At 33.6% G+C, this 20174-nt stretch carries 17 protein-coding genes; 3 read left to right on the top strand and 14 right to left on the bottom strand.

Translation table 11 applies throughout. The features are described from left to right. The first annotated feature begins 31 nt into the window (after positions 1 to 31). On the top strand, positions 32 to 1300 hold the full coding sequence (locus AAEO57_RS08230) for a tetratricopeptide repeat protein (protein WP_341691465.1): 1269 nt from the start codon (positions 32 to 34) through the stop codon (positions 1298 to 1300). A 488-nt stretch (positions 1301 to 1788) separates the two neighbouring features. Here the strand turns inward: AAEO57_RS08230 and AAEO57_RS08225 are convergent, their stop codons facing one another. The 8 genes from AAEO57_RS08225 to AAEO57_RS08190 all read right to left on the bottom strand — a co-directional run bounded on the left by AAEO57_RS08225 (position 1789) and on the right by AAEO57_RS08190 (position 8982). Next, positions 1789 to 2301, bottom strand: a complete 513-nt coding sequence (locus AAEO57_RS08225) for a hypothetical protein (protein ID WP_341691463.1) — start codon at positions 2299 to 2301, stop codon at positions 1789 to 1791. Positions 2302 to 2480: 179 nt separating this feature from the next. After that, positions 2481 to 4310, bottom strand: a complete 1830-nt coding sequence (locus AAEO57_RS08220) for a BamA/TamA family outer membrane protein (RefSeq protein WP_341691461.1) — start codon at positions 4308 to 4310, stop codon at positions 2481 to 2483. A gap of 60 nt (positions 4311 to 4370) precedes the next feature. Beyond that, positions 4371 to 5471, bottom strand: coding sequence for an AI-2E family transporter (locus AAEO57_RS08215; RefSeq protein WP_341691460.1), 1101 nt, complete (start codon positions 5469 to 5471; stop codon positions 4371 to 4373). A 98-nt stretch (positions 5472 to 5569) separates the two neighbouring features. Continuing rightward, positions 5570 to 6100: a mechanosensitive ion channel domain-containing protein gene (locus AAEO57_RS08210; protein WP_341691458.1), complete on the bottom strand. Its 531-nt coding sequence runs from the start codon at positions 6098 to 6100 to the stop codon at positions 5570 to 5572. A 10-nt stretch (positions 6101 to 6110) separates the two neighbouring features. Then, positions 6111 to 6695 (bottom strand): Maf-like protein, encoded by a 585-nt coding sequence (locus tag AAEO57_RS08205; RefSeq protein ID WP_341691456.1) that lies wholly within the window; start codon positions 6693 to 6695, stop codon positions 6111 to 6113. Beyond that, a complete protein-coding gene (locus AAEO57_RS08200; RefSeq protein ID WP_341691454.1) occupies positions 6688 to 7614 on the bottom strand; it encodes a geranylgeranylglycerol-phosphate geranylgeranyltransferase in 927 nt (308 codons plus the stop codon). Before AAEO57_RS08200 ends, AAEO57_RS08205 begins: the two co-directional genes overlap by 8 nt. Positions 7615 to 7709: 95 nt before the next feature. Then, entirely contained in the window at positions 7710 to 8237 is a 528-nt protein-coding gene (locus AAEO57_RS08195) for a KdsC family phosphatase (protein ID WP_341691452.1), read from the bottom strand. Further along, on the bottom strand, positions 8221 to 8982 hold the full coding sequence (locus AAEO57_RS08190; RefSeq protein ID WP_341691450.1) for a Rossmann-like and DUF2520 domain-containing protein: 762 nt from the start codon (positions 8980 to 8982) through the stop codon (positions 8221 to 8223). Before AAEO57_RS08190 ends, AAEO57_RS08195 begins: the two co-directional genes overlap by 17 nt. A 252-nt stretch (positions 8983 to 9234) precedes the next feature. On the opposite strand from AAEO57_RS08190, the gene AAEO57_RS08185 reads away from it, so the two are divergent. Beyond that, positions 9235 to 12456 carry a cytochrome c biogenesis protein CcsA gene (locus AAEO57_RS08185; RefSeq protein ID WP_341691448.1) on the top strand — a complete coding sequence of 1074 codons (3222 nt, stop codon included), beginning with the start codon at positions 9235 to 9237 and terminating at the stop codon, positions 12454 to 12456. Between the two features lie 333 nt (positions 12457 to 12789). Here the strand turns inward: AAEO57_RS08185 and AAEO57_RS08180 are convergent, their stop codons facing one another. The 6 genes from AAEO57_RS08180 to glyA all read right to left on the bottom strand — a co-directional run bounded on the left by AAEO57_RS08180 (position 12790) and on the right by glyA (position 18677). Next, complete coding sequence (locus AAEO57_RS08180; RefSeq protein WP_341691446.1) at positions 12790 to 13164, bottom strand: DUF4258 domain-containing protein; 375 nt, start codon at positions 13162 to 13164, stop codon at positions 12790 to 12792. Positions 13165 to 13200: 36 nt separating this feature from the next. Then, positions 13201 to 14400 (bottom strand): alanine dehydrogenase, encoded by a 1200-nt coding sequence (locus AAEO57_RS08175; RefSeq protein ID WP_341691444.1) that lies wholly within the window; start codon positions 14398 to 14400, stop codon positions 13201 to 13203. Positions 14401 to 14527: 127 nt separating this feature from the next. Next, positions 14528 to 14935 (bottom strand): tRNA (adenosine(37)-N6)-threonylcarbamoyltransferase complex ATPase subunit type 1 TsaE, encoded by a 408-nt coding sequence (gene tsaE, locus AAEO57_RS08170; RefSeq protein WP_341691442.1) that lies wholly within the window; start codon positions 14933 to 14935, stop codon positions 14528 to 14530. A 68-nt stretch (positions 14936 to 15003) separates the two neighbouring features. Then, complete coding sequence (gene porX / locus AAEO57_RS08165) at positions 15004 to 16557, bottom strand: T9SS response regulator signal transducer PorX (protein WP_341691440.1); 1554 nt, start codon at positions 16555 to 16557, stop codon at positions 15004 to 15006. 122 nt (positions 16558 to 16679) lie between these two features. After that, positions 16680 to 17273 carry a MiaE family protein gene (locus tag AAEO57_RS08160; protein ID WP_163398764.1) on the bottom strand — a complete coding sequence of 198 codons (594 nt, stop codon included), beginning with the start codon at positions 17271 to 17273 and terminating at the stop codon, positions 16680 to 16682. 129 nt (positions 17274 to 17402) lie between these two features. Beyond that, entirely contained in the window at positions 17403 to 18677 is a 1275-nt protein-coding gene (gene glyA, locus AAEO57_RS08155; protein WP_341691434.1) for a serine hydroxymethyltransferase, read from the bottom strand. 109 nt (positions 18678 to 18786) lie between these two features. On the opposite strand from glyA, the gene fahA reads away from it, so the two are divergent. After that, positions 18787 to 20070, top strand: a complete 1284-nt coding sequence (fahA, locus tag AAEO57_RS08150; protein WP_341691432.1) for a fumarylacetoacetase — start codon at positions 18787 to 18789, stop codon at positions 20068 to 20070. Positions 20071 to 20174 lie beyond the last annotated feature (104 nt).

Below are 20174 nucleotides of genomic sequence, written 5' to 3'. Positions count from 1 at the left end.
AAATTTAAATTAAATATACAAATTGAATATTATGAAAAGTAAATATGTAATACTTGCATCAGCATTGTTGATTTCGGTAGCTACTTTTGCTCAGAAAGATCAGATAAAAAATGCTGAAAAGGCCTTAAAAGGTGGAGATGCTCAAGGGGCAATTGCACAATTAAAGGATGCGGAGAATCTTATTGTTAATGCAAAAGATACTGAACAAGCTCAATATTATTTTATCCAGGGAAATGCTTATTTGGATCTAGCTAATAAAAAAGTAGAAGAAGGCAAAAATCTTTCTTTAGCTGCTGAGAGTTATAAAAAGTTGATTGATATTGAAAAAGCTTCAGGAAAGCAAAAGTACTCAACACAAGCAGCTACATCAATCACAAATATTAAAGGGCAGCTTATTAACTCTGCTATTGCAGATACTCAGAGTAATAAGTCAGCATCAGGGGCAAAAAAATTATATGATGCTTATTTATTGGATAAAAAAGACACTATTAATTTATACTATGCTGCTTCGACGTACGTAAACGCACAAGATTACGATGCTGCTTTGCCAATGTATGAAGAGTTGAAAAACATCAACTATTCTGGAAAAGGAACCAGCTACACTGCTGTAAATAAAATTTCAGGTAATGAAGATGGTTTTAGTAATGCAAAAGACAGAGATTTAGCTGTAAAATTAGGAACACACGAAAAACCTAAAACTGAAACTATTCCGTCCAAAAGAGGTGAAATATACAAAAACTATGCTCTTATTTTGCTTCAAAAAGGTCGTAAAGAAGATGCAAAAAAAGCAATTGCTGATGCCAGAAAAACAAATCCTGATGATAGTTCTCTAATTATTTCTGAAGCCAATTTGTATTTAGAAACTAAAGATTTTGAAACGTATAAAAAATTAGTTGGAGAAGCTTTGCAAAAAGACCCAAATAATACAGAATTACTTTTTAATCTAGGTGTGCTTAGTGCTAATGCTAAAAATGAAGCAGATGCCGAAAAATACTATTTAAAAGTTATCGAAATAGATCCTAAGTATGCAAACGCATATCTTAATCTGGCAGCGTTAAAATTAGAAGCAGAAAAACCAATTATCGATGAAATGAATAAATTAGGTACTTCTGCAAAAGATATGAAACGTTACGATGTACTTAAAGCTCAAAGAGAAAGTGTATTTAAAAGTGTAATTCCTTATCTTAAGAAAGCAAATGAATTAGATCCTAAAAATCAGGATGTTGCTAAAACATTGTTAGGAGTTTATAAAGCACTTGAAATGACTGCAGAAGCAAAAGCATTGAAAGCTACAATGTAGTCTTAAATATATCAAAATTTTTAAAGCTGTCTGAAAATATTTTCAGACAGCTTTTTTTATGGAATTAATGTTTGATGGAGTTTTGCTAAAAATAGAATTATAATATAAAAACGGATTTTTTTTCAACGGGGATTAATTTCTGCAATTTGTACCAAGGAGCTGCAGATGCAGTACAGACCATTTTCGTGTGGTATTGTTATTTTCTATTGAAATTACTCCAGAATTGGTTTAATCAAGTCTTTTGGTTTAAAGGGTTGATCTGTAGTGATATTGGAATGTTATTTTAATGGCTGATTATTATTTGTTGTATATCGTTATTGTCGCATCCTATTAAGCGAAACACAATACAGGTGGTTTGTTAAATCTTAAAATTAAAATTGCTGGGTTACGGTAATTTAGCTTTAGATGTATTGGCTTTTTTTATCATTTTGCAAAAAAAAAGAGCACCAAACTTTGGTACTCTCTTTTGTAGAAATTTAAGCGGCATTTTATCTTCTTCCATGACCATGATCGTGATCGTCGTCATGTCTGTCGTGTTTGTCATGTTTATTATGGTGCTTATCATAATGTTTATGGTTTTTATAATCATCATGTCTGCGGTCATTATAGCCATAAACAGGTCTCGATTTGTAAGGTCTTTGAGGAGCACCATGATATCCTTTGTAATATTTCGTTTTATGTCTGTCAAAATAAACGTATGGAGTTCTTCCGTGATAATCATTTAATACTACTTTGTAACCTCCGTACAAATCATAGTTTCTGTATTGTCTTGGTAAATTTCTAGATCTCACCCAGGTATTGCCTCCAAAATAGATGAATTGTGAAGCTCTTACATCATAATAACATTGAATATCTGGTAAATAGTAATATTCCATTTCAGTGTATCCTACAGGTCCCCATACTGGTGGAGTTCCTATATTTACGTTTATTGATACTTGTGACTGAGCTGTATTTGCAATGATTAAAAATAATCCAACGATTGCGATTTTTATAGTTTTCATCTTTAAAAATTTAAGTGTTAATCTTGTTTAGGAATATCCATATACTGTGCCAAAATAATATACCAAAACGATTTTCTTTAAAAAAAAGTATATTTCGAAAATGTAAAAATGATTGTTATTGCCTGAAAGCACTGGTGTTTAGGATGTTATTGTTATTTTTTTTGAGATAAAAAAAATAACTATTTATATTCAACAATTCTGGGTTTTCCTAATTCAAATGACTGAAGTCCGAAGTCCGAAGTTTCAAGAGTATTTGTTTTAAAAATGCTATCACCCTGAAATGGAATTGTTGGATAATATGAAATAGAAAGCTGAAAAGCACTAAAAACAAGATAGTCGTTACTGATCAGCAGACCCAGACTGAATTTTGAATAATATTTATTTTGAAGTAAACCGGAACTACTGCTTCCTAAAACGGCTATTGAATAATTAAAATAGGGATTTAGCCTAAAACCTAAAACCTCTTCGGGGGCGTAGGTTTGGGTTTGCAGTGTTAAAACCATTTTGCTTTTTCCGTAATGAGCGGCATTAAATCCCTGGATTCCGTAATTTTCGTTTATGGTAAGCTGATCTCCGATGGAAGCCTCCCTGTTGATTCCTATAATTACTTCCGGCTTGATGAATTGTCGCAATTTCCAGTCTCCAATTGTTAGTAAACTGGTAAAATAATTTGCTTTGGCTGAAATTGAAGTCTGGTACGTTCTGCCCTGATGAAAAAAAGTACCTATTTCAAAGTTGGTACTCAGGAATCCCCATTTGTAATAGTCTCCAAATGATGCCTGGGCTCCTATGTAAGGCCTCCACATTTTATTTTTATACTGATATCCTGCAGTAATTCCGTAGATTCTTCCAATTGGAACGTCTTCAGTATATCCGTTTCTAAAAATGTAATTATCCTTTACGAACTCTCTGGTGTTGACCCCCAATCCCATTAACATTAGTTTTTCATCTGAAAAAAAATTAATTGTGTCAAATGCAACACTGGGTTTTTCTGTATAATCAACATTTAAAAAACGCCCCGTAACTATGAAGTTGGTTGTTCTTTCTTTTTTTGGATTTTCTCCCGTAATGTTAAAAGATTTTCCAGCCCAAAAATCATGAAAATAGTATTTAAAAGGCTGAAATTCATATTTAAGAGTTGCATCTTGTAAGGTGTCACGTCTAAACTGTTGTCCTAAAAGAACTCCACCTGCCCATTTGGCCAATGGAGAGTAAAATGGACGTTCTATAGAAATACTTTTGTTGTAATTGTCATCTAAATCCCTGTAATATCTAAACTTTGTAGTGATAAATGTATTTTTGATGTTTGGAATTGTGTATAAAGCATCGTGACCATTATGTCCGTCATCAAACCTATTTGTAAATTTGTATTCGAGTTGCTGACCTGTTCCTGCAATATTGCGGTCATTGAATCCGACTCCAACTCTTGAACTTGATATTGAAAATTTCGGAATTAAACTCCATGCGTCTAAAACACGAACCGTTACATCAACAGAATCAGTACTATTCGGGACCAGTTCTTCAGTTATACTGACTTTATTTACAAATCTTTGTGACCTGATAATACGTTCGGTTTCTTTTATTTTATAACTGTCGTATGCAGAATTTCTTTTAAAAAGCAATAAATTTTGGATAGCAAATTTTTTGGTTTTGAGATGCAGTTTATTTCCTGTTCGTTCTCCCCAGTTTTTTGGAACCATAGTTGAATCAGTATCAGAGCGTCCAAAAGGATCCAAAGTTATGATTCTGATCTTGCGAATAATTTTGCCGTCAATATCCGGAAGATGTTCCTTAGTAACTAAAGTTTCGTTTTTCTTTTTAATTTTTGCAGGTTTGAAAATTATTTTCTTTAAAAAAGTGGTGAATTTTCCTTTTTCAGAGAACTTTTTAATTTTATGGTATTTTTCGAGACTATCATTTTTAGTTTGTTTTTCTTGTGAAAATGCGCTTTGGGAAAAATTCCAAAGGAAAAGAAAAAGAAAAACTATTTTAAGAAAGTTTCGATACATGCTAATAAAGTTAGCTATAAATTATGATGGATTCAATTTTTAATTTAATACTTCAAGTACTTAAACTTTAGCCCTTAGTTTTTTAATCCTCCATGTAAATTTTTTAGGCATGTGATTGCCCATCAGGTATCCCCAGGGTTCTAATGATTCAATTCTGTCAAAAATAATTTTTAAAATAGCCAGAAGAGGAATGGCCAGGAACATACCGGCAATGCCAGCAACTGATCCTCCAACAATAATTCCTATTATAGATACGAATGCATTGATTTCTACATTTGAATTAATAATTAAAGGGACAAGTACATTGTTGTCAATAAGCTGTACAATTATGTTTACGATAAGTATGCTTAAAATAATAGAAATTTCGGGTGTTGCTGTGAGTGAAGAAAGAACGGTTAAAATACCCGCAATCATAATTCCGATATAAGGAATAAGGTTTAAAATTCCTGTAATAAGCCCTAGTAATATAAAATATTTGACACCTATGATCCATAAACCAAGTCCGGTCAGGATAGAAACAACAAACATTTCGAAAATGAGGCTCAAAATATAATTGTTAATAGAAATTTTAATCTGAGTAATGATTTCTTTTAATTTTGGATGATTTTCATAGCGAAATAATTTTGCCAGAAAAAGAATAAAGTGAGTCTTGTATAGAAGAAACAAAAAGGTAAATACAACTACAAGCATACTATTGAATAAGACATCGCTCAAAGAACCAATTGCCGCTCCAATTGTTCCGGTCCCATTTTGTACGGAGTCGTTGGTTACTTTTTCAATATACTTTTTTTGTTCCCAAATGCTAATTTGAAATTTTTCATGTATATAAGACTGCGTATTATTGAAGAAAGAAATAGCATTTTTTTTAATAATATCAAAATCATCTGCAATATCTGTTATCTGAAAAGAGATGAAAGCCAGAATGGCTGCAATACTTAATACAAATATGACTACGGTTACAAAAGAAGCGAGGTAGGTTGGAAAACGTAATTTTGTATATAAAAAAGTGTGTATTGGTAAAAGTAGAACTGTAAATAAAAATGCCAGCATTACAGGTGTAATAATATTACTTCCAATATATATTACTAAACCAATACAAATCAGAATTAATAGAATACAGGTTAATTTTACGTAAAGTGGTAGTTTTATTGATTCATTCATTTTTTTGAATTTTGATAACTAATTTTTGTTATACAAAATTGCTGCATAAATCAAATTATTTCGTTCTAACTTATTTTTATTAGTTTATAAAATTCCCATTAATCAAAGAATTCCTTTTCTTCATACGTAGGTGTAATAATAGAAATTCCTTTTTGCAGTAAAAGATTGTTTGGGAATATTATTTTCTCCCCTTCTTTTGTTTTTAAATTAACATGAAAAGCGCTGATGTCTTCAATTTCGGCTTCAATAGGAAAATCTTTGTCATGTATTTTTATGGTGTCGCCAATCCTGAAAGGGAACGAAAAAAACAAAATCATTCCTGAGGTAATGTTGCTTAAAATAGACCATTGGGCAAACATAGCAACACCAATCACAGTAGCAATTGAGGATACGGTAATAAAAATGTCTTTAGTATCTACTCCCCAAATTACAATCAGGCTTATAGTTACCAAAATATTCATTAAGATATGAATGTATTTAATAACCAAATTAGTACGATGTTCTAATAAATGACTAGTACTGGCATATCTTCGTACTAATTGTGCGATAATAATTCGCAGTGCGAATAATACAATTAGGAGAATTATAGTGGTTAATATTTCCTGGCTATATTCTTTAAATGAAAACATAAATTAATTTTTACTCTAATGTACTCAAATATTCATAAACTTTCGCAGTTGGCAGTCCCATAACATTCGTATACGAACCTTCGACTCTGGAAACGGCCATAAAACCAAACCATTCCTGAATACCGTAAGCACCAGCTTTGTCATAGGGTTTGTAATTTTCTATATAATATAAAATAGCTTCGTCTGATAAAGGGTTGAAAGTTACTTTTGTAATATCATGCAGCAGGGTAGAAGCTTTGCTTGTTTTAAAGCAAACCGATGTAATTACCTCGTGGCTTGCGCCCGACATTGATTTTATCATTTCAAAAGCCTCCTCAGCATTTTTGGGTTTGCCCAGCGCTTTGTTATTGTGCCAGACAATGGTATCACTGGTTACTAAAATTTCATTTTCTTTTAGCTCACCTTCAAAAGCATTTGCTTTCAACAGGGCTAAAAAATCGGTTATTTCTGCAGCTTTTAATTCAGGTGGAAAAATTTCTTCCACATCTTTTAACCTGATTTCAAAATCTAAATCCAGATCTTTAAAAAACTGTTGTCTTCGCGGTGAACCCGAAGCCAGAATTAAGCTGTATTTTTTTAGTTTTTCTTTAAGCATTATAATGAATGTTTAAGGTAATAACCACAATTGATAAAATTCCGAAAAGTAAAATTAGTTTCAGGACGTTGCTTAAATGGTTAAATTCTTTTTGTGATTTAGCAGAAAAAACTTTTACCATAAAGTAAAGAAGCGGAGCCAAAACCAAAGCAAAAGCATACAGAGTTGCTATATAAAGACTGTTCTCCAGAAAATATTGTTTAATGTAAAGCAGTGATACAATAAAAGGAATAATAGAAAGTATCGATACAATTTTAGCAGTTCTGCTAATACCAATGGCAATAGGCAGTGTATTCATTCCCTGATTATAATCTCCGTTAACGTCTTCAATGTCTTTTACGATTTCACGGATAAAATTAATCATAAATGCAAATAATGCATAATCCGTTAAAATAGAAAACAGACTGGCCATCTGAGCCTTATTTTCGGCTACTGTTGCCGGAAAAAGATCAAAAATACCAATAAGCAGTACACTCATCGCTAATAATAAAGCTACCACAAAGTTTCCTAAAATCATAATTTGTTTTAAAGTTGTGGAATAAAAGTAAAGCAAAGATGCCATTAGTATAAAAATAGTAGCAAATCCTGGTCTTCCTATAACATTTGAAAGATAAAAACCAATTGCAACACCGGTAATATTTAAAGCAATATAAATGTTATAGCCTGACGTTTCTGAAACGCTTTTGCCAATTATAACTTTTTCGGGTCTATTAATCTGATCGGTTTCAGTATCAAAAACATCGTTAATTACATATCCGGCAGCTGCCAGTAAAACAGTGCTTAAAACTAATAAACCGTATTGCCAGTCTGATAAAGCCAAAGGAATGTTTTGTCCTTTTAGGAAGGAATAACGAAATAAAACCTGCATAAAAGCAAGCATTAAAAGGTTTTGATAGCGAATTAATTTGAGGTATTTCATTTTTAAGATTCTAAGGGGCTGAGATAACTAAGTTTTTTAATTGAAAATGCGTTTTTTAGAGTTAGATATATAACTCATAATTCATAAAATATTGCTTAATCATGTTTTCCGTTAAAGTATTCCATCCATTTGCCCTGTACTTTCATAACTTGTTCGATTACGTCACGTACAGCACCTCTTCCGCCTTTTACGTGCGAAACATAACGGCAAATATTCTTGATCTCAGGGCTAGCATCCTGTGGGCAGGTTGGTAAGCCTACCAGTTTCATAACGTGAAAATCAGGAATATCGTCGCCCATGTACAACACATTTTCAGGTTTTATATTATGAATATTAGTGTATTCCTTAAAAGTTTTTACTTTATCCGGAGTTCCTAAATGTATGTCGGTTATACCCAAATTGTGTAATCTTATACGAACACCTTCATTGCTTCCGCCGGAAATAATACAAATGTTAAAACCGCTTTCTACAGCAGCTTTCATAGCATAACCATCTCTGATATTCATTGTACGGAGCATTTCTCCTTCATTGGTTACAAAAACTGAGCTGTCGGTAAGTACGCCATCGACATCAAAAACAAATGTTGTGATGTCATTCATTATTTCTTTAAAGTGTTTTGCCATTATTTTGTATAGATTGTGTTAAGAGTTTATAGATATTTTTTTGATTTTCATCTGTTAAGTAATTAAGATGAGCCTGTATTGTTGCCGAATCATTTCGTTTTGCAGGACCTGTTTGCGCTTCAACAGGGGTAAGGGTTTTTATCTTTTCTGCAGTTTCGAAAATCAGAGGTTTTAAAATTTCGAAAGGAACATTGTGTTCTTTGCAAATTTTTTGCCCAATCTGATACAAATGATTCGTGAAATTGTTTACAAAAACTGCCGAAACATGCAGTGCTTTTCTTTGTTCTGAACTAATTGGAAAAACCACATTAGAAATACTTTTGGCAACCGTTTCCAGAGTATTGTAATCTGCTTCATTTTCAGCTTCCAGACAAATCGGAATTACAGAAAAATCAAGCGTTTTCGCTTTAGAAAAAGTTTGTAACGGATAAAAAACTCCTTTTCGGTTTTTAGAATCCAAAGCTTTTACCGATGTAGTTCCTGAAGTATGAACAACAAGTTTGTTTTGAAAAGGCAAACGCCCGGAAACTTCAGAAATTGCATTATCAGATATTGAAATAATATACAAATCAGCTTCTTTTAAAACAGAAAAATCAGTTACAATTTTATCTGAATCAATAAGGTGCGTCAAAGACTCTTTTTTTCTTGAAAATACTTGTACAATTTCTGCCTTCTCACTTTTAGCGAAAGCTTTTATCAAATGCTCAGCGACATTTCCGGAACCAATTATACTTATTTTAATCATACCGCAAAATTAGTATTATTTTTTAAGTGATAGCTTCAGGTTTTACAGATTAAAATCATTTTAGTACTGAGTCATCGTAAAAAGGGCAGCAAAAAGTTGTGATTTTAACATATTTCAAATATTGTAAGATAACATTGAGAATTCATTTAAAACGAATGTCTTTTTTTTGTTTTAATTAACAAAAGACAAATAATACAACTCAACAATTTTAAGTACTTTTGTGCCACTTTTACACACAGTAATTCCTTCAAAATGGATAAAAAAATATTCTCTTTTTTGTTTTCTACAAGATTAATGGCCGTTCTTTTTTTAACATTTGCACTCGCAATGGGTATTGGAACCTTTATCGAAAGTAAATACAATACAGATACAGCCCGCATTTTAATTTATAACACCTGGTGGTTCGAGGCAATAATGGTGTTTTTTATGATTAATTTCTTCGGTAATATCAAACGTTATCAATTATTGAAAAAAGAAAAATGGGCAACTCTGTTACTTCATATTGCATTTATTTTCATTCTTTTAGGAGCATTTATAACCCGCTATATTAGTTACGAAGGCGTAATGCCAATTCGTGAAGGTAATTCAGAAAACCAAATTCTTTCTGAAAAAACTTATTTGAGTGTTTTTGCAGATGGAGAATATAAAGGAGAAATGAAACGCAGGACTTTTGAGAAAAATCTTTTGTTTTCTCCGGTTACCAATAATGATTTTACTCTTTCAGGTAAATTTGATGAAACTCCTTTTGAAGTTACTTATGTGAATTACATAATGGGTGCGAAGGAAATCATTAAACCCGATCCAAAAGGGACTTTATACATTAAATTAGTTGAAGCCGGAGCCGGTGGGCGTGAAGAGCATTTCCTGAAAGAAGGAGAAGTTCAAAATATCCACAATGTTTTGTTTGCTTTGAATAAACCAACTGATGGAGCAATAAACATCAATACTACTGGTGAAAAATATACCATTCAGACGCCTTTTGAAGGACAGTTCATGCGAATGGCTGATAAATTTCAGGGAAAAGTAACAAAAGATAATGTACAGCCTTTGATGATGCGTTCTCTATACAGTATTGGTGATATCCGAATTGTATTTCCTGATCCTGCAGTAAGAGGAATTGTAGATTATGAATCGAATAATGACTTCAAAGCTAAATCTCATAAAGATGCATTAATCGTGAAAGTTAAAGCTGATGGTCAGGAAAAAGAAGTAAGACTTTTTGGGTCTAAAGGAAGTGTAGGAGAGCCACAAACCGTTAAAATTGGAAAAGTTGAATACAGTTTATTTTACGGTAGTAAGGCTTATATTGCACCTTTTAAAATTAAGCTAAATGATTTTATAGCTACTAAATATCCTGGTACAGAGAATAGTTATGCTTCTTTTGAAAGTAAAGTAACGGTTCAGGATTCATCCGAAACTTTTGATGCCAGAATTTATATGAACCACGTTTTAGATTATAAAGGATATCGTTTTTTTCAATCAGGGTTTGATCCGGATGAAAAAGGGACAATCCTGTCTGTAAATCATGATTTCTGGGGAACTAATATCACATATTTAGGATATTTTATGCTTTACTTGGGTTTAATGGCCATCATGTTTACCAAAAATTCTCGTTTTGGTGATTTAAAACGTAAACTTGAAAAAGTAAAAGAGAAAAAAACAAAATTGATTACTATTTTAGTTTTAATGCTAAGTTTTAACGGTTTTGCACAAGAACCTCATGTTCACACTCCCGGACACAAGCACACTCACACTCATACACATGACGAAGATCCTAATGATCATGCAAATCATGTTACACGTCCTCCAAGCCAAAAGCAAATAGATTCATTGCTGAATATTTACAAAGCTCCGGAAGCTCATGCAGCTAAATTCGGACGTTTGATTATTCAGGATGCAGGAGGAAGAATGAAGCCTATAAATACTTTTTCTTCTGAATTGCTTCGTAAAGTAAGTCATGATGATAAATACAACGGAATGAATTCTGATCAGGTATTTTTGTCGATGACACAATATGGTCAGGTTTGGATTCAGGTTCCTATTATTCATTTAAGAGCAGGAAACGATAGTATCAGAAAAATTATTGGGGTAGAAAAGGATGCTCAAAAAGCACCTTTCGTAAAGTTTTTTGATGAAAACGGAAATTACAAATTGTCTCCTTATTTAGATGCCGCCTACAAAGCAGCAAACCCAAATCAGTTTGAAAAAGATTTTATTGAAACAGATAAAAAAGTGAATCTGATGGAGTCTGCTTTAATGGGAAGTATTTTAAAAATATTTCCGGTTCCAAATCATCCTGGAGATAAGTGGATTTCATATATGGAATTGGATCATGCGGGTTTAAAAGGAATGGAAGCAACTTATACCAAGCAGATTCTGCCGCTTTATTTTAATGCCCTAAACAATGGTGCTATTTCTAAAGATTTTAAATCTGCTGATGATTTAGTAGAAAGTATTAATGGTTTCCAAAAGAAATTTGGAGCCAAAGTTCGCCCAAGCGAAGAAAAAATAGATGCTGAAATCGCATACAATAAGTATGATGTATTTAAGAAATTACCTTATTGGTACATTATGGCTTCTATTTTGATGTTTATTTTTACGATTATAAACATCTTCTTTGAAAAGAAATGGCTTCGAATTACTATTAATGGTTTTCATATTATCATCGGAATTTTATTCGGTTTACATACACTTGGCTTGATTGCCCGCTGGTATATTTCAGGACATGCACCATGGAGTAATGCTTACGAATCGATTATTTATGTAGCATGGTCAACCATGTTCTTTGGATTGGCTTTTGACCGAAAATCTAAATTAACAGTTGCATCATCAGCTTTTGTCACAGCTATGATTTTAATGGCTGCTTACATGAACTGGATCGATCCGGAAATTGCTAATCTGCAGCCTGTTTTGAACTCCTATTGGTTAATGATTCACGTAGCAGTAATTGTAGGTAGTTACGGACCGACTGCATTAGGATTTATTTTAGGTTTCGTTTCATTGTTATTAATTTTCTTTACTAATGAAAAAAACAAAGCTAAAATGGATTTGAATATAAAGGAAATCACATATATCAACGAAATGGCATTGACAATTGGTTTGATTATGTTGACGATAGGAAACTTCCTTGGAGGGCAGTGGGCCAACGAAAGCTGGGGACGTTATTGGGGATGGGATCCAAAAGAGACTTGGGCTTTAATCTCAATAATGATTTATGCTTTTGTAATTCACGCTCGTTTTGTTCCTGCATTAAGAGGAAAATGGTTCTTTAACTTAATGAGTATGTTTGCTTTTGTATCGATTTTGTTTACTTATTATGGAGTAAATTTCCACTTGGTAGGGTTGCACTCCTACGCCAGCGGGGAGGCAAAATCTCTGGACTGGATATATTATTCATTAGCTGGAATTTCAGTAATAGGTGCTATAACTTATCCTAAATATCAAAGATATTATAAAAAACAAGTGAAAAAATAATTCGAAGAAGGGTTCAGCTGAAGAGTTGAACCTTTTTTTTGTTTTAATAAATTTTGAATAAAATAGATTAGTTGGAGAATTAGGAGCTTATTCCTGCTGTCCACTATATCTTTTGTAGCGAACCCCGCTACAAAAGGATGCCGTTTCCATCAGGGCTAGGAACTCAGTTTTCATAATAACAAACATGTGTCAGGCTGAGCGGAGTCGAAGCCCTTTTTTAGTTAAAACTTTTGACTAAACTTTAGATTTTTTTAATAAACGATTAAATCATTTTTAGACATAAAAAAAGGATAGCATTTTTTTTGCTATCCTTTTCATCAACTTATAAAAGCATTATTTTTTAATGATTTCTTCTAAAACAGCTTTGTTTTCGTAATTGGTTACTTTAAGAATAATTGCCTGATTTTTTACCGTTTTACCTTCAATAACGTATAATTTCCCTTTTTTATAAGGGATGTTGCTTTGGTCAAAATCTACATCACCAAATTGGAGTGTATTTTTGATATCAGCAGTATCAATCCATTTTTCGTTCAGAGTCTGGACAGCTTTTTCGGAATACTGAAAAGGTTTGGTTCTCAAACTATTCAAAACCCTCGCATTCGGAAAGTAATTACAGCGGGTATCTTTTCCACTAAAAACAAGCGCCACAACAAAGCACCCCATAACTAAACCAACCAAATAATAAGCAAAACGATGTACGAATTTCATGAATTAATTTTTTTGCAAAGGTACGCTAAAGTTACTTTAGAAAACAAGTAAATTAATATCGTTATCTGGTAAATCAAACCATTCGCCAATAGCTTTGTTGGTTAAAATTCCGTGATAAAGATAAATACCGTTTTTTAAGCCTTTATTGCATCTAATGGCACTTTCCAGTCCGCCATCTTCGGCTATTTGATGAAGGTATGGCGTCAGGATATTACTTATAGAAAGTGAAGCGGTTTTAGAATAACGGGAAGGAATATTTGGAACACAATAGTGTAAAACATTGTTTTTTATGAAGGTAGGTTTTTCGTGAGTGGTTACTTCAGAACTTTCAAAACAACCGCCAGTATCAATGCTGACATCAACAATAACAGCGCCTTTTTTCATGTGCTCCACCATAGTCTCTGTTACCACAATTGGGCAGCGTTCTTTTCCGCGCATGGCTCCAATTGCAACATCACAACGTCTTAGTGCTTTCAATAATGCTTTCTGCTGAATGGTTGAAGTAAAAATCCTTTGACTAAGATTGTTCTGTAATCGACGAAGCTTTGTAATCGAATTGTCAAAAACCTTAACGTTTGCACCCAGACCAATTGCGGTTTTGGCAGCGAACTCACCAACTGTTCCTGCGCCTAAAATTACGACTTCGGTAGGAGGTACGCCCGTAATATTACCGAACAAAAGTCCTTTTCCAAATTCATCAGTAATCATTAGTTCGGCAGCAATAAGAATCGATGCTGTGCCTGCAATTTCACTTAATGATTTTACGGCAGGATAGGAGCCATCCTCATCTTTAATATATTCAAAAGCCAGAGCAGTGATTTTTTTCTGAGCCAAAGCTTCAAAATAAGCTTTCTTTTTGGTTTTTAACTGGATAGCAGATATAATGGTTGTTTCCGGGCTAATCATCTCAATTTCAGACAGAGTAGGGGGTTCAACCTTTAGCAATAAAGGACAGCCAAAAACCCTCTTAGTGTCTTTGGTAACTTCTGCTCCGGCATCACTATATTCCTTGTCTGTATAACTCGAACTTTCTCCAGCCCCTGATTCTATCATAACGCGGTGACCTTCGTATGTCAGAGAGTTTACTGCGTCGGGAGTCAGGCAAATACGACGTTCCTGATAGCTTGTTTCTTTTGGGATTCCTATGAAAAGCTCTCTTTTAAATCGGCCAATTTCAAGTTTTTCCTCTTGTGGCAATAGTTGTTGTTTCGTAAATGGAGTTAAAGTTATTGACATGGGGTATACGAAATAATTAAGAGTACAAATTACGTAAAAAGTTTTAAAATCAATGTATAAATTCTGCTAATAGTGAGGTATATTTTTACAGAGATTTATAAGAACTGTTCAATAGGGGTTCAGAGGTTTATAGCAACTCCAGTTTTCTTTGTCCGTCATTTAAAAGTTCAATTGTAATTGTAGAAGTTTCTTCAGGAAGTAAATTGGCGATTTTTTCAGGCCATTCAATAAAACACCAGTTACCGGAATACAAATAGTCGTCAACGCCCATATCCAGGGCTTCAGTTTCTTTATTTAACCGGTAAAAATCAAAATGATAAACGATTTGATTATTAGAAGCGTAATATTCATTGACTAAAGAAAAAGTAGGACTGCTTGTTGCGTCTTCAACTCCTAAAACTTTACACAAGTGTTTTATTAAAGTAGTTTTTCCGACCCCCATTTCTCCATTAAAAAGAATAATTTTTTTAGGGTTTTGAGCAATAATTTGTTCGGCTGTTTCCTGAATCTGATCTAATGAAAAAACGATATTCATTGTTTGTGTTTCTTTAATTTAAAAATCAGTCCCGAAATCAAATACGGAAATCAGGACTGAAATGTTCTTTATTTTGGGTTAAACACCAAAAACGGAATAATCATTTCTTCAAGTGAAATTCCGCCGTGTTGATAGGTGTTTTTGTAATAACTTACATAGTGATTGTAATTGTTTACGTATGCTAAAAACAAATCATTTTTTGCAAAAATAAACGAGCTGCTCATATTTATAGCTGGCAAACCAATGGTTTTGGGCTCTTTTACAACATAGACATCTTTTTGTTCGTAAGTCAAGCTACGACCGGTTTTGTATCGTAAATTAAGACTTGTGTTTTTGTCTCCAACCACCTTCGATGGGTTTTTTACATTTATAGTCCCGTGGTCAGTAGTCAGGATTAATTTGAAACCTAAAAGTTGTGCCTGTTGAATAATTTCAAGTAATGGGGAGTTTTTGAACCAGCTTAGAGTAAGGGAGCGATAAGCTTTATCATCTGAAGCAAGTTCTTTTACTACTTCCATTTCGGTTTTGGCATGCGATAACATGTCAACAAAATTGTACACGACAGTTACAAGGTCATTGCCTTTTAGCGCTTTGAAATTTTCTGCCAGCTTTTTACCACCTGCATAATTGGTGATTTTGAAGTAATCTTCTTTGATATTCAATCCCAGGCGTTTCAATTGAGCACTAAGGAATTCGGCTTCATAAAGGTTCTTCCCTCCGTCTTCCACATCATTTTTCCAATATTCGGGAAACTGTTTTTCCATTTCTACAGGCAATAATCCTGAGAAGATAGCATTTCTAGCATATTGTGTAGCTGTTGGAAGTATGGAGAAATAAGGAACTTCTTTTTCTAATTTATAATAATTGGAAATTACAGTTTCAAAAGATTTCCACTGATCGTAACGTAGATTGTCAATTACAACAAATAATATAGGTTTGTCTTTCTTTTTAATTTCGGGAACAACAAGTTCTTTAAATAAATTATGAGACTGAACAGGTTTGTCTGCTTTTGGAGCAAACCAGTCTTCGTAATTTCGTTCAATATATTTTCCAAATTGTGAGTTGGCTTCAACTTTTTGTGATTCAAGGATTTCAATCATAGCCTGATCATTGATATTTTCAAGCTCTAATTCCCAGAATAAAAGTTTTTTGTATAATTCGACCCAGTCTTCATAAGAATTTACCATAGCCAATTCCATGGAAATTTTTCTGAATTCCTTCTGATAATCTAAAGTAGTTTTTTCGGAAATTAATCTTGAATGATCCAGGTTTTTCTTTAAACTTAAAAGAATCTGATTCGGATTTACCGGTTTTATCAGATAGTCGGCAATTTTAGATCCGATTGCTTCTTCCATGATATATTCTTCCTCACTTTTGGTAATCATAATCATTGGAGTGGCGGATTTTTTTTCTTTCATTTCCGAAAGCGTTTCAAGGCCGCTCATTCCCGGCATATTTTCATCTAAAAAAACGATATCAAAATTTTCTTCTTCAAAAAGGGCAATAGCATCAAGGCCGTTATTACAGGTAGTTACCGAATAATTTTTTTTCTCCAGAAATAATATATGTGGTTTTAAAAGATCGATTTCATCATCGACCCAAAGTATTTTTATTTTATCCATAATCATAATTGACTTTAATTTTACTGCAATTTAAAAGTCTATAACTTAAAAAGTATTAAAAATTGTATAAAATTAAAGGGTCAGTTCTAATTATTTATTTTAGAAGAATAGCAGAAATAAAATTATCCGTGAATCGTTTCGCCTTTGCCATAATTTGTAATGATGGATTCCTCAAAAGCCAGCCATTCTCTCCAGCGTTTTTCAACATCAATTCCGGTTCCGTATTTACGCGCGTATGTGATGAAAGTAGTATAATGTCCAGCCTCACTTTCCATTAATTCTCTGTAAAAAACGGCCAGTTCTTCATCCTGAATATTTTCAGAAAGCACTTTAAAACGTTCGCAGCTTCTGGCTTCAATCATTGCCGAAAACAATAATCTTTCAACAAGACCAGAAACACGGCTGCCGTCTCCGCTTTTCTTCATATACTGGTATAGTTCATTCACATAGTCATCTTTACGCTCACGCCCTAATTTTAATCCCCTTTTGATGATAATATTATGAACCTGCTCGAAATGATCGATTTCTTCTTTGACTAAAGCCAGTAAATCCTGCACCAAATCCTGATGTTCCGGGTTGTTTGTGATAATGGTAATGGCGTTAGTAGCGGCTTTTTGCTCACACCATGCATGATCAGTCAGGATTTCCTCTATGTTTTTCTCAACAATATTTACCCATCTTGGGTCAGTTGGCAATTGTAATCTTAGTACGCCCATGTTTTTAAGTCTTAAAGTTAGAAAGTCGAAAGTTATAAAGTCAAAAAAGTCGAAGATCAAAACTAAAATAGAATTTTACATTCCATTTAAAGACTTTCGACCTTCGACTTTAAGACTTTAGGACTAATTTTAGTATACGAAAATTGGTCTTTCGCTCATCATTTCATTTACTTCGTTAGCTACTTCTTCGATAAGTGCTTCATTGGTATGATCAACAAGAACTTTGTCAATTAAAGCTACAATAGTTTCCATATCTTTTTCAACTAAACCACGAGTAGTGATTGCAGCTGTTCCAACACGGATTCCTGAAGTTACAAATGGTGATTTGTCATCAAAAGGAACCATGTTTTTATTTACAGTAATTTCAGCTTTTACTAATGCATTTTCAGCATCTTTACCTGAAATTCCTTTGTTTCTTAAGTCAATTAGCATCATGTGGTTGTCAGTTCCGCCAGAGATAATGTTGTAGCCTCTTTTTACGAAAGCATCTGCCATTGCATTTGCATTTTTTTGTAATTGCATTGCATAAGTAAAGAATTCGTCTTTAAGTGCTTCGCCAAATGCTACAGCTTTAGCAGCGATAATGTGCATTAAAGGTCCTCCTTGGTTTCCTGGAAAAACAGCTAAATCTAATAAAGCAGACATCATTCTGATTTCTCCTTTTGGAGTAGTTAGTCCCCAAGGATTTGGAAAATCTTTCCCCATCAAAATCAAACCACCTCTTGGTCCGCGTAATGTTTTGTGAGTTGTAGTAGTTACGATATGGCAATGTGGAATTGGGTCATTCAATAATCCTTTTGCAATTAAACCCGCAGGGTGAGAAATATCAGCCATTAAAATTGCACCAACGCTGTCAGCAATTACTCTGAAACGTTCAAAATCCATATCACGAGAATAAGCAGAAGCTCCTGCGATGATTAATTTTGGTTGTTCTTTAGTGGCAATTTCCTGAATTTTATCGTAATTTAATTTTCCAGTTTCTTTGTCTACACCATAAAATACAGGATTGTAAACTCGTCCTGAAAAGTTTACAGGAGAACCGTGAGTTAAGTGACCACCATGTGATAAATCGAATCCTAAAATTTTATCTCCAGGTTGTAAACAAGCATGAAAAACAGAAGCATTTGCCTGAGAGCCTGAGTGAGGCTGTACGTTTGCATATTCAGCTCCAAATAATTCTTTAGCTCTGTCAATTGCAATCTGCTCAATAACGTCAACTACTTCGCACCCGCCATAATATCTTTTGCCAGGGTATCCTTCTGCATATTTATTCGTTAATACTGAACCGGCAGCTTCTATTACCTGATCACTTACAAAGTTTTCTGAAGCAATTAGCTCTAATCCGTGAATTTGTCTGTCTTGTTCCTCTAGTATAAGGTCAAAAATTTGTTCGTCGCGTTGCATTTTTTCGTTTTTCGTTAATTTCCTGCAAAAATACAAAAAAACGTTTGTGAAACTGTTAGATTATGATATATTTGACATAGATTTTTTCAACAAATAATTAACATTCAACATGCCAATAACCGCCAACGATACTAAAAGAAAATCATGGTTAGAAGTACCAGAGCATAGCGACTTCCCTATTCAAAATATTCCTTTCGGTGTATTTCTTACCAAAGAAAATGTCGTGACTGTAGGAACTAGAATTGGCGATTATGCTATAGATTTAGGTGCTTTACAACAATTAAACTATTTTGAGGGGATAGATTTAACTGATGATATGTTTATGCAGGATACGCTTAATGATTTTATTTCTGACGGAAAAAAAACATGGCGTCTTGTACGAAACCGTATTGCTGATATTTTTGACGAAACCAATCCTCAACTTAGGGATTCAGTAAAAGACCGTGATGTTGTTATTTTTAAGATTGAAGATGTAGAGATGCAGTTACCGGTTTTAATTGGTGATTATACTGATTTTTATTCGAGTAAAGAACATGCTACAAATGTTGGTAAAATGTTTCGTGACCCCGAAAATGCTTTACTGCCAAACTGGTTACACATTCCGGTAGGATATCATGGGAGAAGTTCTACAATTGTTCCGTCCGGGATTCCGGTACACAGACCAATGGGACAGATTTTACCGGCAGGTGAAAAATATCCTGTTTTTGGACCGTCACGTTTAGTTGATTTCGAATTAGAAACTGCTTTTATTACAACTGATGTTAATGTAATGGGGGAAAATATTTCAACTTACGAAGCAGAAGATTATATTTTCGGAATGGTTTTACTGAACGACTGGAGTGCACGAGATATTCAAAAATGGGAATATGTACCGCTTGGGCCATTTTTGGCAAAAAACTTTGCTACATCAATCTCTCCATGGATTGTAACTATGGATGCACTGGAACCTTTTAGAACAAAAGGACCAAAGCAGGATCCAACACCGCTTCCTTATTTACAGACAAAAGGAAAAAAAGCGTTTGATATTCATCTTGAAGTTTCAATTCAGACAGAAGATCAGGAAGAAACAATTGTTTCGAGATCGAATTTTAAATATCTTTATTGGTCGATGAGCCAGCAACTGGCACATCATACTTCAAACGGATGTCGTGTAAATTCGGGTGATATGATGGGTTCAGGTACTATTTCAGGACCAACTCCGGATAGTTTTGGATCGATGCTGGAATTAACCTGGGGAGGAAAAAATCCTTTAAAATTAAAAAACGGAAGTGAGCGTAAGTTCATTGAAGATAATGATACAGTTATCATGAGAGGATTTTGTGAAAATAATGAAGTTCGTATCGGTTTTGGAGAAGTTGCAAGTCAGCTTTTACCTCCATTCATCAGACAATGAAGAGAAAATAAAGATCATCTCAATACGTATTAATAAAAAAACCTTGTTAAGAGTAATCTAACAAGGTTTTTTTATGATTTTGCCGGATGATTAGAAAGGTTAAA

The organism is Flavobacterium calami (assembly GCF_038290035.1).
GTDB classification, from domain to species: domain Bacteria; phylum Bacteroidota; class Bacteroidia; order Flavobacteriales; family Flavobacteriaceae; genus Flavobacterium; species Flavobacterium calami.
Note: the sequence above shows the minus strand (reverse complement) of the source record. Positions and strands in the feature narration are given on the sequence as shown.

Coding starts and splice junctions, on each gene's coding strand:
- glyA (WP_341691434.1), bottom strand. CDS start 18,677: ATGCAACGCGACGAACAAATTTTTGACCTTATACTAGAGGAACAAGAC.
- porX (WP_341691440.1), bottom strand. CDS start 16,557: ATGGATAAAATAAAAATACTTTGGGTCGATGATGAAATCGATCTTTTA.
- AAEO57_RS08205 (WP_341691456.1), bottom strand. CDS start 6,695: ATGCTTAAAGAAAAACTAAAAAAATACAGCTTAATTCTGGCTTCGGGT.
- AAEO57_RS08190 (WP_341691450.1), bottom strand. CDS start 8,982: ATGATTAAAATAAGTATAATTGGTTCCGGAAATGTCGCTGAGCATTTG.
- AAEO57_RS08160 (WP_163398764.1), bottom strand. CDS start 17,273: ATGGGCGTACTAAGATTACAATTGCCAACTGACCCAAGATGGGTAAAT.
- tsaE (WP_341691442.1), bottom strand. CDS start 14,935: ATGAATATCGTTTTTTCATTAGATCAGATTCAGGAAACAGCCGAACAA.
- AAEO57_RS08195 (WP_341691452.1), bottom strand. CDS start 8,237: ATGGCAAAACACTTTAAAGAAATAATGAATGACATCACAACATTTGTT.
- AAEO57_RS08230 (WP_341691465.1), top strand. CDS start 32: ATGAAAAGTAAATATGTAATACTTGCATCAGCATTGTTGATTTCGGTA.
- AAEO57_RS08220 (WP_341691461.1), bottom strand. CDS start 4,310: ATGTATCGAAACTTTCTTAAAATAGTTTTTCTTTTTCTTTTCCTTTGG.
- AAEO57_RS08210 (WP_341691458.1), bottom strand. CDS start 6,100: ATGTTTTCATTTAAAGAATATAGCCAGGAAATATTAACCACTATAATT.
- AAEO57_RS08225 (WP_341691463.1), bottom strand. CDS start 2,301: ATGAAAACTATAAAAATCGCAATCGTTGGATTATTTTTAATCATTGCA.
- AAEO57_RS08215 (WP_341691460.1), bottom strand. CDS start 5,471: ATGAATGAATCAATAAAACTACCACTTTACGTAAAATTAACCTGTATT.
- AAEO57_RS08200 (WP_341691454.1), bottom strand. CDS start 7,614: ATGAAATACCTCAAATTAATTCGCTATCAAAACCTTTTAATGCTTGCT.
- AAEO57_RS08180 (WP_341691446.1), bottom strand. CDS start 13,164: ATGAAATTCGTACATCGTTTTGCTTATTATTTGGTTGGTTTAGTTATG.
- AAEO57_RS08175 (WP_341691444.1), bottom strand. CDS start 14,400: ATGTCAATAACTTTAACTCCATTTACGAAACAACAACTATTGCCACAA.
- AAEO57_RS08185 (WP_341691448.1), top strand. CDS start 9,235: ATGGATAAAAAAATATTCTCTTTTTTGTTTTCTACAAGATTAATGGCC.
- fahA (WP_341691432.1), top strand. CDS start 18,787: ATGCCAATAACCGCCAACGATACTAAAAGAAAATCATGGTTAGAAGTA.